Consider the following 15689-nt stretch of genomic DNA (forward strand, 5'->3'; position numbering starts at 1 on the left):
CCGCGCAGCAGGACCCCGTCCTCCCCACCCCTCGCTCCGCTCAGGGTGGGGCCGGGGACCCGGGAGGGGGCCGATGACCCGAAGGAGTTCGTCATGGCGTTCTACCGGCAGGTGGGCGAGGTCCCACCCAAGCGGCACACCCAGTTCCGTCGTCCCGACGGTGCCCTGTACTACGAGGAGCTCGTCGGCGAGGAGGGGTTCTCGAGCGACTCCTCGCTGCTCTACCACCGCGGCGTCCCGTCGGCGATCGTCGACGCCCGCCCGTGGGAGCTCCCCGACCAGTCGCTGACCCCCAACGCGCCGCTCGTGCCGCGGCACCTGAAGCTGCACGACCTGTTCCCCGGCGAGGAGCACAAGGCCGTCGACGCGGTCACCGGCCGGCGCCTGGTGCTGGGCAACGGCGACGTCCGCATCTCCTACGCGGTGTCGTCGCTGCCGAGCCCGTACTACCGCAACGCCACCGGCGACGAGTGCGTCTACGTCGAGCGCGGCAGCGCCACGGTGGAGACCACCTTCGGCGCTCTCGAGGTGGGCCAGGGCGACTACGTGATCCTCCCGCGGACCACCACCCACCGCTGGGTCCCCACCGGTCCCGAGCCGCTGCGCACGTACGTGATCGAGGCCAACAGCCACATCGCCCCGCCCAAGCGCTACCTGTCGAAGTACGGGCAGTTCCTCGAGCACGCCCCCTACTGCGAGCGCGACCTGCGCGGCCCGACCGAGCCGCTGCTCGCCGAGGGCACCGACGTCGAGGTCTACGTCAAGCACCGCGGCAACGGCCCCGGCGGCCTCGCGGGCACCGTCCACGTGGTCCCCGAGCACCCCTTCGACGTCGTCGGCTGGGACGGCTGCCTCTACCCCTACGCCTTCAACATCGCCGACTACGAGCCGATCACCGGCCGGGTGCACCAGCCGCCGCCGGTGCACCAGGTCTTCGAGGGCTCCAACTTCGTGATCTGCAACTTCGTCCCGCGGAAGGTCGACTACCACCCGCTGGCGGTGCCGGTGCCCTACTACCACTCCAACGTCGACAGCGACGAGATCATGTTCTACGTCGACGGCGACTACGAGGCCCGCAAGGGCTCCGGCATCGGCAAGGGCTCGATCTCGGTCCACCCCGGCGGGCACAGCCACGGCCCGCAGCCCGGCGCGGTGGAGCGCTCGCTCGGCGTGGAGTCCTTCGACGAGCTGGCCGTCATGGTCGACACCTTCCGCCCGCTGGACCTCGGCGAGGCCGGGATCGCGGTCGACGACGGGAAGTACGCCTGGACCTGGTCGGGCCGGGGTCCCTCGGCATGACCGTGCGCTTCGACGGGCTCTTCGACGACGCCGCCCTGTTCCCGCCCGGGGACGCGCCGATGGCCGTCGCCGTGCCCGCGCACCGGCGGCTGCGGGCGCAGCTCGGCGATCTCGTCGGGCCGTTCGTCGTGCCGGCGGCCCGGCTCGACGAGCTCGCCGAGCACCTCGGCGGCGGCGAACCGCTCGGCGTCTCGCTGATCGCGGCGGCCGGCGACCTGCCGGCCGCCGCGGCCCGGGTCACCGCCCACCCGGGGCTGACCCTGGCCGCCGTCGAGGTCCCGGTCGCCACCGACGCCGCGTCGGCCCGCGAGGCGGTCCAGGTCCTCGACGACGTCCTGCCCCCTGACGTGCCGGCGGCGGTCGAGCTGCCGCGCACGGCCGCCCGGGACGAGGTGCTCGACGTCCTGGCCGGCACCCGGTACCGCGCCAAGCTGCGCACCGGCGGGGTGCGCGCGGCCCTGTTCCCCTCCCCGGACGAGCTCGCCGCCACCCTGCACGCCTGCGTCGCACGCGGCCTCGCGGTCAAGTGCACCGCCGGCCTGCACCACGCCGTCCGGCACACCGACCCGGGCACCGGCTTCGAGCACCACGGTTTCCTCAACGTGCTGCTCGCGGCCTCGGTGCTCGCCTCCGGTGCGCCGCCGACGGTCGCGTCGGAGTGGCTGGACGAGACCGACCCGGGCACCGTGGCGACCGCCGTGCGCTCCTGGCCGGCCGACCGCGCCGCCCGGGCCCGCGCCGTCTTCACCTCCTTCGGCACCTGCAGCGTCCTCGAGCCGGTCGACGACCTCGTCGACCTCGGCCTGCTGCCCTCCCTGGAACGGACCCCCGCATGAGCTGGCTCGACCTGCCCGCCGGCACCGGCTTCGGCCTGGACAACCTCCCGTACGGCGTCTTCTCCGACGCCTCCGGTCGCCGCCGCACCGGCGTCGCGATCGGCGACTCCGTGCTCGATCTCGCCGCGGCCACCGGGGACGACGTGCACGCCACCGGCTCGCTCAACGCCTTCATGGCCCGCGGGCCGCAGGCCTGGGCGGACCTGCGCGCCCGGCTGACCGAGTGGCTCACCGACGACGCCCACCGCGCGCGGGTGGAGCCGCACCTCGTGCCGCGTTCCGAGGTGACGCTGCACCTGCCGGTCGAGGTCGCCGACTACGTCGACTTCTACAGCTCGCAGCACCACGCCGAGAACCTCGGTCGGATGTTCCGCCCCGACTCGGAGCCGCTGACGCCGAACTGGAAGCACCTGCCGATCGGCTACCACGGCCGCGCCGGCACCGTGGCCCTCTCCGGCACCCCGGTCGTGCGACCCAACGGGCAGCGGAAGGCGCCGACGGACGACGCGCCCACGTTCGGCCCGTCGCAGCGGCTGGACATCGAGGCCGAGGTCGGCTTCGTCGTCGGCACGCCGTCCCGGCTCGGCACCCCGGTCCCCGTGGCCGACGTCGCCGACCACGTCTTCGGCGTGTGCCTGGTCAACGACTGGTCCGCCCGGGACATCCAGTCCTGGGAGTACGTGCCGCTGGGCCCGTTCCTCGGCAAGTCCTTCCTCACCTCCGTCTCGCCCTGGGTCGTGCCCCTGGCCGCGCTGGAGGCGGCCCGGGTCGCACCGGTCCGCGACGTGCCGCTGCTGCCCTACCTCGACGACACCGGCCGGCCCTGGGGCCTGGACCTGACCCTCGAGGTGCGGCTCAACGGCGAGCTCGTCAGCTGCCCGCCGTTCGGCCTCATGTACTGGACGCCGGCCCAGCAGCTGGCACACATGACCGTCAACGGGGCCAGCCTCCGCACCGGCGACCTGTTCGCCTCCGGCACCGTCTCCGGCCCCGGCAGGGACCAGCGCGGCTCGTTCATCGAGCTCTCCTGGGGCGGCAAGGAGCCGCTGACCCTGTCGGACGGGTCGACGCGCACGTTCCTCGAGGACGGCGACGTCGTCACGATCACCGCGACCGCGCCCGGCTCGCACGGCGGCCGGATCGCCCTCGGCGAGGTGACCGGCCGGATCGAGCCGGCGCCCGCGCTGTGAGCACGCCTTCCCCGCGCCCGGTTCCCACCGCAGTCCCGCACCACCCCGTCCCCCTCACCGAAGGACCACGATGACCACCCCGACCGTGACCGAGCCCGTGACCACCACGCCGGAGACGCCCACGTACGAGAGCCTGCTGGCCGGCGTCACCGACCCCGACGGCCGCGAGGTCCTCGACCCGGCGACGGGGGAGGTCGTCGGCCGCGTCGCCTTCAGGTCCCCCGAGGACCTCGACGCCGCGGTCGCCCGGGCCCGTGCCGCCCAGCCGGCCTGGGGCGCCCGCGCCGACGCCGAGCGCACCGACCTGTTGCTGCGCGCCGCCGACGCGGTCGAGGCGGCGGCCGAGCCCCTGGCCGAGTTGCTGTCCCGTGAGCAGGGCAAGCCGCTCAACGGCCCCAACGCCCGCTTCGAGGTGGGCGCCTGCGCGGCCTGGCTGCGCGCCACGGCCGCCACCGAGCTGCCTGGCGAGACCGTGCTGGACGACGGCGAGACCCACGCCGAACTGCGGTACCGCCCCGTCGGCGTCGTGGGCGCCATCGGCCCGTGGAACTGGCCGATGATGATCACCGTCTGGCAGGTCGCCCCGGCCCTGCGCATGGGCAACACCGTGGTGGTCAAGCCCTCGGAGTACACGCCGCTGAGCGTGCTGGCGCTGGTCGAGGTGCTGAACAGCGTGCTCCCGGCCGACGTGCTCACCGCCGTGCCCGGTGGGGGTGACGTGGGCGCGCGGCTGTCGGGCCACGCGGGCGTCGACAAACTCGTGTTCACCGGCTCCACCGCCACCGGGCAGGCCATCATCCGCAGCTCGGCCGACACCGTGAAGCGGCTGACCCTCGAGCTCGGCGGCAACGACGCCGGCATCGTCCTGCCCGACGTCGACCCCCGCGCCATCGCGGAGGGCCTGTTCTGGGGCGCCTTCATCAACACCGGCCAGACCTGCGCGGCGCTCAAGCGGCTGTACGTGCACACCGACGTCTACGACGAGGTCTGCGCGGCGCTGGCCGACGTGGCGCGCGCCATGCCGATGGGCCGCGGGCTCGACGAGCAGAACGTGCTCGGCCCGCTGCAGAACCGCGCGCAGTACGAGATCGTCGCCCGCCTGGTCGACGCCGCCCGCGACGCCGGCGCCAAGATCCTCGTCGGCGGCGACCCCGACCCCGACGCCCCGGGGTACTTCTACCCGGCCACGATCGTGGCCGACGTCGACGACGACAACCCCCTGGTGGCCGAGGAGCAGTTCGGCCCGGCGCTGCCGATCGTCCGCTACGACGACGTCGACTCCGCCGTGGCGATGGCCAACCGGCTCGACGTCGGCCTGGGCGCCTCGGTGTGGGGCAGCGACCGGGAGGCGGCGCGCGCCGTGGCCGCCCGGCTCGAGGCGGGCACCGTCTGGATCAACTCGCACGGCGGCGTGCACCCGATGATCCCCTTCGGCGGGGTGAAGAAGTCCGGCTACGGGCTGGAGTTCGGCGTCGAGGGGCTCAAGGCGGTGGCCGTCCCGCAGGTCATCAACGGCTGACGACCCATTGAGGACGCGACACCACCCCGCCTGGACGTCAGGGGTGGTGCCGCGTCCGGCCGGACCGGGCGTCGGGGCACCGCGGCGTCCTCCGGGGACGACGGCTGTGGCGCGGCTCCTCGTCATCCCGTGCACGTGGGGCCGCCATCCCACGTACCGCCAGCGGCATCCGGGGTGCGGAACCGGCTGACCGTAGGGTGGATGCGAACCGGCGCGGGGAGGGACGGCGATGGCGGCAGACGACGGTGCGAGCGCGCCGCAGTCCCAGACGCTCGACCGCGGCATCCGGATCCTCGAGCACCTGGCCACCGTCGGCACCCCCCAGCCGATCGCGGACATCGGTCAGGCCCTGGGTCTGCACCGGTCGATCACCTACCGCCTGCTGCGCACGCTCGAGGACCACCAGCTGGTCGAGCGGGACCCGGCAGGGCACTACCGGTTGGGTCTGGGCATGGTCGGGCTGGCCCGCGGAGTGCGGACCGACCTCCAGTCGGCGGCACTCCCCCAGCTCAACGCCCTGGTCGCGCAGCTGGGGATGACGGCCTTCCTCGTCGTCCGGGCCGGCGACGAGACGGTGACGGTGAGCACCGTCGAGCCGCACGACTCCCCGGCCCACGTCGTCTACCGGCCGGGCATCCGCCACCCGGTGGGGCAGGGGGCACCCGGCCTCGCCCTCCTCATGCCCGAGGCCGCCACGCCCGAGGACCGGGAGGCCCTCCAGGAGGCCCGCCGGCTGGGGTGGGCGACCTCGTACGGCGAGGTCATCCCCGGCATGCGGTCGGTCGCCGCGCCGGTGCTCGGTCCCGACGGGGGTGCGCGCGCGGCGCTGGCCGTGGTCTTCGTCGACGACGCCGCCGACATGACCCAGATCGGCCAGGCGGTGGCCGCGGCCGCACGCGAGGTCGCCACCGCCCTCCGGTGACCCGGGGCGTCCCCCTCCCACCGCCCTCCGGCGAACGCGAGCCGCGTCCTCGTCGGCGTCGCCGGTGCGGGTGCCGGGTGGCCACGTCCTCCGCGGGACTGCGACGACGCTCGACCACGCCGGCCTGCTGCCGTTCCACCGCCGACCGACGGGGTCACGCCGACGGCCCAGCTCTCCCTGCTCCCGATCGGGCGGACCTGCTACAGGCCCTGCCACGGCGGCTTGCCCGCGTAGGTCTCCCGGTAGTAGTCCCTCCGCCGCAACTGCGATCCCGCCGCCTCGTCCACCAGGACGGTGGCGTGCGGGTGGAGCTGCAACACCGAGGCCGGGCAGGACGCGGTCAGCGGTCCCTCGACGGCCGCCGCGACCGCCGCGGCCTTGCCGGACCCGCTCGCGATGAGCACGAGGTGCCGGGCCTCGAGGATGGTGCCGAGCCCCTGCGTCACCACGTGGCGCGGGACGTCGCCGATGCCCCCGAAGAAGCGGGCGTTGTCCTCCCGGGTGCGAGCGGTCAACGTCTTCAACCTCGTCCGCGAGGCCAGTGAGGAGCCCGGCTCGTTGAACGCCAGGTGCCCGTCGGTGCCGATGCCCAGCACCTGCAGGTCCACACCCCCCGCCGCCGCGATGGCGGCGTCGTAGCGGCGCCCGGCCTCGGGGAGGTCCTCGGCTCCCGCGTCGGGCGCGTGCACGTTGCGGGGGTCGATGTCGAGGTGGCCGGTCAGCTCCCGTTCGATCGTCGTCCGGTAGCTCTGCGGGTGCCCCGCGGGCAGACCGACGTACTCGTCGAGCAGGAAGGCGCGGACCGCGGCATACGAGGGACCCGTCCCCTGCCGGTGGCGGTCGACCAGCTTCCGGTAGGTCAGCAGGGGGCTCGAGCCCGTGGCGAGGCCCAGGACCGCGTCCGGCCGCCGACGGACGAGCGCGTCGATGGCGTCGGCCAGCAGTGCGGCGGCGTCGTCTGCGGACGCCAGCAGTACGACCTCCATCAGACCTCCTGCGGTTCCACGGTGGGTCGGGACCGCGGTCGCCCGCCGACGACGAGGTCGGCCCCGCGGGCGAGGTCCAGCAGGGCCTGCTCCGCCCGGGCGTTCGGTGAGAGCTGCACGAGCGGCTCCCCCAGGGTCACGACGTCGGGACCGGCGAGGTCCCGGCCGGTGCTCATCGGCCCCTCCCCGTGCTCGGTCCCCGGTCCGGCACCTCCACCGGTGCGCCCGCCGCCAGGGACGTGACCACGGCCTCCGCCGCTTCGACCCCCCAGCACACCTCCTGGAGGGGGACGCGGTCGGCGGGCCGCCGCCCGAGGAAGACGTCGATGGCGTAGGCCACCTCCCGTCGGAGCGCTCCGCCGACCGTCCCGTCCTCCTCGGGCCACAGCGAGAGGTCGGGGACGACGGTCCCCGACCTGGTCCACTCGACGAGGTTGTCGGCCACGAGCCGCTGGCGGAGGATGCCGTCGCTGCCCAGGACCTCGGCCTCGGCGACGATGGAGCCGTCCAGGGCCAGCGCGCCCGCCAGTGTCCGGGGGGCGGAGTCGGGCACCAGCCACGCCGACTCCACGGTGGCGATGACGCCGCCCCGGAACTCCAGCAACGCGCTCACCACGCTGGGCGCCTCGTCCTCGGCCGCCCGTGTCGCGACCGCGCTCACCCGCTGGACCGGGCGCCCGGCGAAGGACACCGCGAGGTCGATGTCGTGGATGCACGACTCCCAGACGGGGTGCACGCGGTCTCCGAACGAGAGGAACCACTGCCGGCTGAAGTCGCGCCGCAGCCGCAGGGCACACAGCCGGCCGATGCCTCCGCCCCGCAGGGTCTGCTGCATGCGCACGTACGGAGCGGCGAAGCGGGAGATCTGGCCCGCGACCACCTCCCGGCCGACCGCTGCGGCTGCCGCGGAGACGCGCCATGCCTCGGCACCGGACAGCGCCAGCGGCTTCTCGACGAACACGTGGCAGCCCGCTTCGAGCGCGGTGACGGTCAGGTCCGCGTGCGTCGCCTCGTCCGAGACGACCACGACGACGTCCGGCTCCACCCGGGCCAGGAGGCTCGGCAGGTCACCGGAGACCGCCGCCACGCCCAGGCCTGCAGCGACGTCGGCCAGCCGCCGCTCGTCGACGTCGCACAGCCCGACGATCTGCGCACCGAGTTCGCGCCACACCCGCGCGTGCAGCGCGCCGAACCGTCCCACCCCGGCCACGACGACGCGTGGACCCGCTCCCGGTCCCCTGGGACTCCTCACCGCTTCACCCCTCCGCCGCGGCGACGGCCGGCACCGCCGCCAGCCGCTCCTTGGCGCCGTGGCCGGTCAGGACGATCACGGCGCTGCCGCCGTCCGGTACCAGCGGCGCCACCTCGTCGTCGGCCAGCGCCGCGAGGGCGGCTGCGGCCGCCGGCTCGACGAGGAGACCGCGTCCGGCCAACGCCGTCATCGCCTGTGCCATGTCGTCCTCCCCCACGTCGACCACCGTTCCTCCGCTGTCCCGCACGGCCTCGAGCGTGAGCAGCCCCTCGCGTTCGTAGCCCCGCAGGGAGTCGGCGATCGCGCCGGCTCTCGTCGGCAGCACGGGCGGCGGCTCGGCCAGGGACGCCGCCCAGTTCCCGTGCCGCCAGGCGCGGGCCAGGGGCGCGCAGGCCCTCGCCTGGACCCCCACGAGCCGGGGCGGGCGGGCCGCGACCCCGGCGGAGACGGCGTCCTGGAAGCCGCCGAGGAGCCCGCGCAGCAGCGGGCCGGCCCCGACGGGCACGACGACGACGTCCGGGACGTGGCCGAGGTCGTCGAGCAGTTCCAGGGCGAGCGCCCGGTAGGCCTCGGCGAGGACGGGGTTGCGGTAGGTGGTCGTCACGTTGAACCACCCCTCGTCCTCGGCCCGGACCGCCCGCGCGTACGCGGAGCTGTAGTCGCCCTCGACCAGTCCGACGTCCGCGCCGTGCGCGGCTGCGGCCGCCAGCTTCAGGGCGGCTCTCGACCCCGTTCCGCACAGCACCCGGCACGGCAGGCCGGCGGCGGCGGCGTAGGCGGCGGCCGAGACGGCGGCGTTGCCCGTCGACGCCAGGACCAGGCCGGGCAGTCCGAGGTCCAGCGCCACCGACGCGGCCAGTGCCATGGCGCGGTCCTTGAACGACAGGGTCGGGTTGAGCGCCTCGACCTTGGCGTGGACGCGCGCGCGGTCGCCGAGGAGGCCGGGCAGCGGCAGCAGCGGGGTCGCGCCCTCCCCCAGGGTCACGGCGTGCGCCGTCCGCGGCAGCAGCCCGGCCCGGCGCCACACACCGGTCCGGGACCGGTCCTCGCGCACGTCGTCCGGTGCCACGGGAGACGGGTGGACGACGACCACTCCCCCGCACTGCGCGCACCGGTAGGCCGGGAGGTCCGCGGCCGACCCGCACTCCGCGCACCGCACCCCGTAGGCGCGTCGACCACCGCCGCGGTCCTCCGTCGGGGAGGACGACCCCACCGACGACCCGGCCGGCGTCGCGGGTCCCGACCCGGCGGTCACACCGGCACCCCGGGGTCGAGGGCGGCGCGCGCTCGGGCCCCGACCGGCCTCCGGTCGCGCCGGTGGATGTCCTCGCGCGAGCACAGCGCCGTGCCGAGCCCGACGGCCAGGGCTCCGCGTGCGGTCCAGTCCCCCACTGATGGGACGGCGAGCACCGGCTGCGCCTCGAGCACCTCGTGCAGTTCCACGTCCGTCCCCTCAGTCGTCGTCGGGACCACGCCCGGCGGGGGAACCTCCCCAGCCGAGCGCGGCCGAGATGCGACCGGCGGCGGCTCGCACCAGCTGCCCGGTCTCGTCGAGGCGCGCCCGGTCGAATCGAGATGCGGGTGTGGACACGCTGATCCCGGCGACCACGCGACCGCCGTGGTCGAAGACCGGCGCCCCGACGCAGCAGATGCCCAGCTCGTTGTCCTGGAGGTCGGTGCTGTAGCCGTGCCGCCGCACCTGTGCCAGCACCGCGTGGACGTCCTCACCCCGGTCGCCGTGGCCGAACAGCCGGCGGGAGGTCTCCACGACCTCCTCGACGACCGGGGCAGGCGAGTACGCGAGGATGGCGCGCCCGATGGCCGTGCTCAGCGCGGGGTTCGTACCGCCGACCCGGCTGTACATCCGCACGGGGTGCGGGCTGTCGATCTTCTCGATGTACACGATGTGCACCGAGGCGAGGATGCCCAGGTGGCAGGTCTCGCTCGTCCGCGCGACCACGTCGGCCATCGCCGGCCGGGCGGCCTCCCGCAGGTCGAGCCCGTCGAGGAACGCCCGGCCGAGGACCACCGTGCCCGACCCCACGGCGTAGCGCCCCTCAGCGGTCTCCCGGACGAGGGTGGACTCGCGCAGCACGCCGAGGAGCCGGTGCAGCGTCGTCATCGGCACGTCCGAGGTCCGGGCGAGGTCGGCCAGCGACAGCCCCGAGGGGTGCTCGGCCAGGATGTTGAGCACCTCGACCGCCCGCTCCACCGCCCGCAGCCCGCCGCCGCGCTCACCCATGTGCACTCCTCCCGGATATCTCGGTCCGCAGGTAGCGCGCCGCGAAGTCCACGTACACGTCCGTCGCCGCGCGGACCTGGTCGAGGGAGACCCACTCGTCCAGGGAGTGCGCCTGGGCGATGTCCCCCGGGCCGCACACGACGGTGGGCGTGCCCGTCCCCGCCGCCAGCAGCGCTCCGTCGGTCCAGAAGTCGACGCCGACCGGCTCACCGGCACCCGGCAGGTGCTCGCCGACCACCTCGGACAGCAGCACCACCCCGGGATGGTCCTCGGGGCACTCCAGGGGCGCGTGCACGAAGGTGGCGGTGCCCTCCATCTCCCGGACCACCGCGGTGACCCGCGGGTCCATCTGCTCCAGCTCCGCCACGAGGCCGCGCACCTCCTCGAGCACCCCGTCGTGCCGCTCCCCCGGCAGCCAGCGCCGGTCCAGCTGGACGCTGCACCGGGCGGGGACCATGGGAGGACGGTCCCCACCTCGCACGACGCCGACGCTGACCGTGGCGCTGCCGAGCACCGGGTGCGTCCGCCCGGACAGGCGGGGCACGAGCTGTTCCTCCACGGCGGTGATGAAGCGGGCCGCGTGGTAGGCCGCGTTGACGCCTTCGTGCGGCACGCTGCCGTGGGTCGCGATCCCCTCGAACTCCGCCTCGATCCACATGGCGCCCTTGTGCGCGCGGGCCACCCTCATCGAGGTGGGCTCGCCGACGATGGCGAAGTCCGCCCGGGTGGGGGCGCCGGGGGACCGGCCCCCCGTGAGGGCCTGCATACCGGCGCTGCCGCTCTCCTCGCCGGCGACGGCGGTGAGGACGAGCTCACCGTGGAAGGCGACGTCGGGTGCGGCGAGCACGTCCAGGCAGGTCAGCATGGCCGCCAGGGCGGCCTTCATGTCCACGGCCCCACGCCCGTACAGGCGCCCGTCCCGCACGACCGGCCGGTAGGCGTCCGGCATCCCGTAGCCGGGCACCGTGTCGAGGTGCGCGTTGAGCATCAGGGTCGGGCCGGGCATGCCGCCGCGGACGACCGCCGTCACGTTGGCCCGGTCCCCGTCGACCGCCTGGAGCGACACCTCGCTCCGGTCGTCGGGGAGCCTCCTCGCGAGCTCCTCGGCCAGCAGGTCCGCGACCGCGCGCTCGTGCGTCGGCAGGTCCTGGTGCCCCTGCGTCCGGATGAGCCGCTCGGTCAGCTCGAGCACCGCGTCGTGGTCGACACGGGTCAGGAGCCGGCGCGCGGCTGCGGGGCCGGTCACGCACCCACCTCCACCACCGCCGGGGAGCCGCCCGCCGCCACCGGACCGCGCAGGTCGGCGGCCGTGCGCCGGCCCAGCTCCGTCAGTGCCTCGACCCCGGCCTCGTACCGGTGCTGGGCAGCGCGGTATCGCTGCACCGTCTCGGCGGCGGGCGGCTCGACCGGCTGGACGTCGACGCAGACCTCCGCCGCCTCCTCGGCGTCCTCCCACACGCCGAGCCCCATCCCGGCCAGCATCGCGGCGCCGGTGGGCGAGGCGTCTCCGGCGACGCGCTCGACCGGCAGGTCGTGGACGGCCGCCAGCGTCTCGGCCCACACGGACGAGCCCGACAGGCCGCCGCCGATCCGCACCCGGGTCACGTGCTGCGCGAGCGGCCCCACGTGCGCCACCGCCGCAGCGCAGGCGAAGGCCACGCCCTCCAGCACCGCGCGCGCCAGCGTGGAGGGCCGGTGGTCCACCGTCAGCCCCAGGAACGCGCCGCGCACCCCCGGGTCGTGCGTCGGCACGCTGGTGCCCAGCAGGTGCGGCACGTACACTGCGCCCGCCGATCCGGCCGGCTCGTCGGCGGCCATCTCGTCGAGGCGGGCTCCCGCGCTCGCCGAGCCGCCGAGCGCCCCGACCAGGAGTGACCTGGCGACCCAGTCGACGCTCATGCCCACGGCGTACACCGAGGCCATCGCCAGGAACCCGTCCGACGCCGCGCGGCCGAAGACGAAGTGGCGGCCCGGCACGGGCTCGTCCAGGGGCGTCGTGATCTGCGCGGCGGTCCCGGCGTTGACGTACACGGTGCCCGGTGCCACGACACCGGCTCCGAGTGCGGAGGTGGAGACGTCGCCGGCGCCGGCCACCACGGGCGTCCCCGGGAGCAGCCCCAGCTCCGCGGCGGCCGCGTCGGTGACACCTCCCACGACGTCGGCCGATGCCGCGACGGCGGGGCCCATCGGGTGGTCCACACCGCACAGCCGCCACAGGGACGGGTCCCACCGGTTCCGGTGCACGTCGTAGAGCAGGGTGCCGCAGGCATCGGTGGTGTCGGTGCCCCACGTGCCGGTCAGCCGGTGGCGGAGCACGTCCTTGGGCTGCACCAACCGGACGGCCCGCGGGATCGACTCGGGTTCGTGCTCGGCGAGCCAGGCCAGCTTGGGTGCGGTGAAGGCCTCGACGACCGGGTTGGCGCAGGCGGCGGTGAAGACGTCCGCCGACTCCCGCAGCCTGAGGACCTGCGGGCCGCTGCGCCGGTCCGCCCAGGTGATGGCCGGCCGCACGCACCGGCTCGCCTCGTCGACCAGGACGACGGCGTGCATGTGACCGCTGAGCCCGACGGCGCGGACCCGGCGCCCCGACGACCCCACGGCCTCGCGGACGGCGCCCGCCGTGGCCTCCCACCAGTCGTCGGGCGCCTGCTCGTGGCCGCCCTCGGCCGAGGTCGCCGACGGGTACGCCCGGTAGCCGCGTCCGGCGGGACGGCCCGTGGCGACGTCCACGAGCAGCGCCTTGGCACCGGTGGTGCCGAGATCGACGCCGAGGACCAGGTCTCCGCGGGCGTCCTCCCGGCCCTCCGCGGCCGACGCCGGTGCCGTCATCGGCTCGTCACCGGGCGCGCCGGGGGGTGAAGCCGAACTCGCCGAGGAACTCCAGGGACTCCTCCGCGACCCGGTCGAAGTCCGCCAGGCCGACACCGGCCGGCTCACCCACCCCGATGTTGCCGCCGACCTGCCAGCCCTCCCACTCGACGCTCACGTAGCCCTGGAAGTCGATCTCGGACAGGGCCTCGAAGGTCTCCCGGAAGTCGACCAGCCCACCGCCGAACCAGATGTGGTTGGTGTTGACGATGGTGGGCAGCCCCACCTCGTCCTTGATCTGCACGACGTCGATGTACCGGCCGAGGCGCTTGATCGCCTGCTTGACGTCCATGAACGGCTTGACGGCCACGTAGAACGCGCCGGTGTCCATCGTCATCCGCAGGTTCTCGGCACCGACCTCGTCGAACATCCGCTCGATCAGCTCGACGCGGTTCAGGATCGTCCCCTGGAGCAGCTCGATGCTGACGTTGAGGCCGAGCCGCGACGCGTGCGCGGCCACCTCGGTGATGGCCTCCCGGCACTGCCGCCAGGCCTCCTTGCGGCTGAGCAGGACGTTGAGCGGCGGGTCGTAGTACCCGTCCCCGATGAGGGTCACCACGGACCCACACCCGAGGACGGCGGCCGCGTCGAGGGCCTTCTCGAAGGTGGCGATGCCGCGCTCCCGGTCGAACTCCCGGGGGCTGACGAACGTGGTGTGGCAGCCGAGGTACCCGATGTCGATGCCGAGCCGGTCCGCCGTGGACCGCAGGTCGACCAGCTGCTCGTCGTACTGGTCGGCGGGGACGTCGAGCAGTTTGGCGAAGATGAAGTCGATGCCGTCGTAGCCGTACTCGGCGGTCCGCTCGGCGCACCAGGTCACCGGCTTGTCGCCCCAGCTGTTCCAGGCGGGGCCGGCCGCCTCCAGCCGTCCCCAGGGCATGTTGGGCCACACTTCGAGGCTCAGCTTCACGGGTCAGTCCTCCTTCGGGCTCGGGTCGGTCATGGGCGACCGGACGGACGTCACAGGTGCGGCACCCGCGCGGACAGCGCGGCCACCGCCTTCTCGTTGTGCTCCGCAGCGCCGGGCATGTTGGCGCTGAGGAAGACCTCCGGGCGTTCGCCGCGCGCCAGCTGGATCGCGCAGGCCTCGACGACGAGGCTGTTGAGCAACGCCAGACCCACCACCGTCGAGGCAGGGCCGGTCGGCGGCAGGTCGTCGGCCAGTCGGACCAGCGCGTCCCCCGGTGGGCAGTGGTTGTCGATGACCACGTCCGCCACCTCGTGCAGCCGCGGCCCCGGGCGCCGCACCGCCTGCGCGTAGGCCCGTGACGTGATGGCGATGACCGGCAGCCCCTGCGCCCTGGTCACGGAGGCGACCTCGACGGGCAGGGCGTTGGCGCCGGAGTTCGACACCACGAGCACGCAGTCGCGCTCGGGCTCGAGCCGGTAACCGGACAGCAGGTCAGCGGCGTGGCCCGGCTCGCGCTCCAGCACGGTGCTGCGGACCGCGCCCTCGTGCAGCATGTACGGCGGCTTGAGCACCGGACACACCCGTGCCGCGCCTCCGGCGCGGTAGAAGGCCTCCTCCGCGAACATGTGCGAGTGCCCGCTGCCGAAGATGTAGAGGACGCCGCGGGCGGAGAACGTCGTGGCGACGACCTCGGCCGCCCGGCGCACGTTCTGCCCCTCCTCCCGCAGTGCCGTGGCGAGCACCGACTGCAGGCGGTCCCGGTAGACCGCGCCGGCTGCCCGGATCCCGTCCTCTGCGGGGAGGGTCCCCTCCGTCGTGTCCGTACGCGGAGGCTCGGTCACTTCACGGCTCCCGCGGTGAGCCCGCCGACGAAGTACTTGCCGACGAACAGGAAGGGGACGATCGCGGGGATCATGGTGCAGACGGTGCCGGCCATGAGCAGGCCCCAGTTCACCGTGTACTGCCCCATGATCGCGCTGAGCCCGATGGGCAGCGTCTTCAGCGCGTCGTCGATGAGGAGCTGGGAGGCGAAGACGAACTCCGTCCAGGAGTAGACGAACGCGTAGACCGCCACGGTGGCCAGTCCCGGCGCCATCAGCGGCAGGACGACGGAGAACATGGTCCGCAGCGGTCCCGCACCGTCCACCGCTGCCGCCTCGTCGATCTCCTTCGGGACCGCCTGCAGGAACCCCCGCAGCAGCCAGGTGCAGAACGGCGCCGTGAACGCGACGTTGACGAGGATCAGCGCCATGTGGGTGTTGACGACCCGCAGCTGCGCGAAGACCTGGTACAGCGGGACGAGCAGCAGCGTGCCGGGGATCATGTAGGAGAGCAGGACCAGACCGGCGATCTTCTCCCCACCCGGCACGCGCAGGCGGTACAGGCCGTAGGCGCCGAGGAAGGCGACCAGCACGGTGAACACCGCGGTCAGCAGCGCGACGATGAAGCTGTTGGTCAGGTAGGTCCCGTAGTCCGTCGCCGTGAACAGCTGACGGAAGCTGTCGAAGGTGACGCTCTCCGGGAAGAGGGTCGGCGTCGTGCGCAGGATCTCCTCGCGCGACTTCAACGAGGAGACCGTCACCCAGTACAGCGGTCCGAGGACGACGACCATGAGGATCGCCATCGCGCCCCAGCGGGGGATGCGGGTCAGGATCGCGGACACGT

16 protein-coding genes are annotated in these 15689 nt (G+C 74.3%); 5 read left to right on the plus strand and 11 right to left on the minus strand.

All coding sequences use genetic code 11. The annotated features are described in order from the left end of the window. The first annotated feature begins 93 nt into the window (after window positions 1–93). The 5 genes from ACU610_RS11325 (at window position 94) to ACU610_RS11345 (ending at window position 5766) form a co-directional block, all read left to right on the plus strand. Window positions 94–1299, plus strand: coding sequence for a homogentisate 1,2-dioxygenase (locus ACU610_RS11325; RefSeq protein WP_446767812.1), 1206 nt, complete (start codon window positions 94–96; stop codon window positions 1297–1299). Beyond that, window positions 1296–2135, plus strand: a complete 840-nt coding sequence (locus ACU610_RS11330; protein ID WP_446767813.1) for a hypothetical protein — start codon at window positions 1296–1298, stop codon at window positions 2133–2135. The genes ACU610_RS11325 and ACU610_RS11330 overlap by 4 nt, the downstream gene beginning before the upstream one ends. Next, entirely contained in the window at window positions 2132–3325 is a 1194-nt protein-coding gene (gene fahA / locus ACU610_RS11335) for a fumarylacetoacetase (protein ID WP_446767814.1), read from the plus strand. The genes ACU610_RS11330 and fahA overlap by 4 nt, the downstream gene beginning before the upstream one ends. Window positions 3326–3395: 70 nt before the next feature. Next, entirely contained in the window at window positions 3396–4844 is a 1449-nt protein-coding gene (locus ACU610_RS11340; RefSeq protein ID WP_446767815.1) for an aldehyde dehydrogenase family protein, read from the plus strand. A 229-nt stretch (window positions 4845–5073) separates the two neighbouring features. Continuing rightward, on the plus strand, window positions 5074–5766 hold the full coding sequence (locus tag ACU610_RS11345) for an IclR family transcriptional regulator (RefSeq protein ID WP_446767816.1): 693 nt from the start codon (window positions 5074–5076) through the stop codon (window positions 5764–5766). 200 nt (window positions 5767–5966) lie between these two features. On the opposite strand, the gene nagB is transcribed toward ACU610_RS11345, so the two are convergent. The 11 genes from nagB to ACU610_RS11400 form a co-directional block, all read right to left on the minus strand. Beyond that, the gene (gene nagB / locus ACU610_RS11350; protein WP_446767817.1) at window positions 5967–6752 is read right to left on the minus strand and encodes a glucosamine-6-phosphate deaminase; all 786 of its coding nucleotides are present in this window, start codon (window positions 6750–6752) and stop codon (window positions 5967–5969) included. After that, window positions 6752–6928 (minus strand): hypothetical protein, encoded by a 177-nt coding sequence (locus tag ACU610_RS11355; RefSeq protein WP_446767818.1) that lies wholly within the window; start codon window positions 6926–6928, stop codon window positions 6752–6754. Before ACU610_RS11355 ends, nagB begins: the two co-directional genes overlap by 1 nt. Continuing rightward, window positions 6925–7962, minus strand: coding sequence for a Gfo/Idh/MocA family protein (locus ACU610_RS11360; RefSeq protein ID WP_446767819.1), 1038 nt, complete (start codon window positions 7960–7962; stop codon window positions 6925–6927). Before ACU610_RS11360 ends, ACU610_RS11355 begins: the two co-directional genes overlap by 4 nt. Window positions 7963–8008: 46 nt before the next feature. Beyond that, window positions 8009–9073 carry a pyridoxal-phosphate dependent enzyme gene (locus ACU610_RS11365; protein WP_446767820.1) on the minus strand — a complete coding sequence of 355 codons (1065 nt, stop codon included), beginning with the start codon at window positions 9071–9073 and terminating at the stop codon, window positions 8009–8011. Window positions 9074–9255: 182 nt separating this feature from the next. Next, window positions 9256–9447: a hypothetical protein gene (locus ACU610_RS11370; protein WP_446767821.1), complete on the minus strand. Its 192-nt coding sequence runs from the start codon at window positions 9445–9447 to the stop codon at window positions 9256–9258. A 10-nt stretch (window positions 9448–9457) separates the two neighbouring features. Continuing rightward, the gene (locus ACU610_RS11375; protein WP_446767822.1) at window positions 9458–10246 is read right to left on the minus strand and encodes an IclR family transcriptional regulator; all 789 of its coding nucleotides are present in this window, start codon (window positions 10244–10246) and stop codon (window positions 9458–9460) included. After that, window positions 10239–11492 (minus strand): M20 family metallopeptidase, encoded by a 1254-nt coding sequence (locus ACU610_RS11380; RefSeq protein ID WP_446767823.1) that lies wholly within the window; start codon window positions 11490–11492, stop codon window positions 10239–10241. Before ACU610_RS11380 ends, ACU610_RS11375 begins: the two co-directional genes overlap by 8 nt. Beyond that, window positions 11489–13075 carry a xylulokinase gene (locus tag ACU610_RS11385; protein WP_446767824.1) on the minus strand — a complete coding sequence of 529 codons (1587 nt, stop codon included), beginning with the start codon at window positions 13073–13075 and terminating at the stop codon, window positions 11489–11491. The genes ACU610_RS11380 and ACU610_RS11385 overlap by 4 nt, the downstream gene beginning before the upstream one ends. Before the next feature lie 7 nt (window positions 13076–13082). After that, window positions 13083–14024, minus strand: a complete 942-nt coding sequence (locus tag ACU610_RS11390) for a sugar phosphate isomerase/epimerase family protein (protein ID WP_446767825.1) — start codon at window positions 14022–14024, stop codon at window positions 13083–13085. A gap of 50 nt (window positions 14025–14074) precedes the next feature. Continuing rightward, the gene (locus ACU610_RS11395) at window positions 14075–14866 is read right to left on the minus strand and encodes a sugar isomerase domain-containing protein (RefSeq protein ID WP_446767826.1); all 792 of its coding nucleotides are present in this window, start codon (window positions 14864–14866) and stop codon (window positions 14075–14077) included. Beyond that, a complete protein-coding gene (locus ACU610_RS11400; protein ID WP_446767827.1) occupies window positions 14863–15687 on the minus strand; it encodes a carbohydrate ABC transporter permease in 825 nt (274 codons plus the stop codon). The genes ACU610_RS11395 and ACU610_RS11400 overlap by 4 nt, the downstream gene beginning before the upstream one ends. Window positions 15688–15689: the final 2 nt, after the last annotated feature.

The sequence above is a fragment of the Geodermatophilus sp. URMC 61 genome (genome assembly GCF_052931555.1).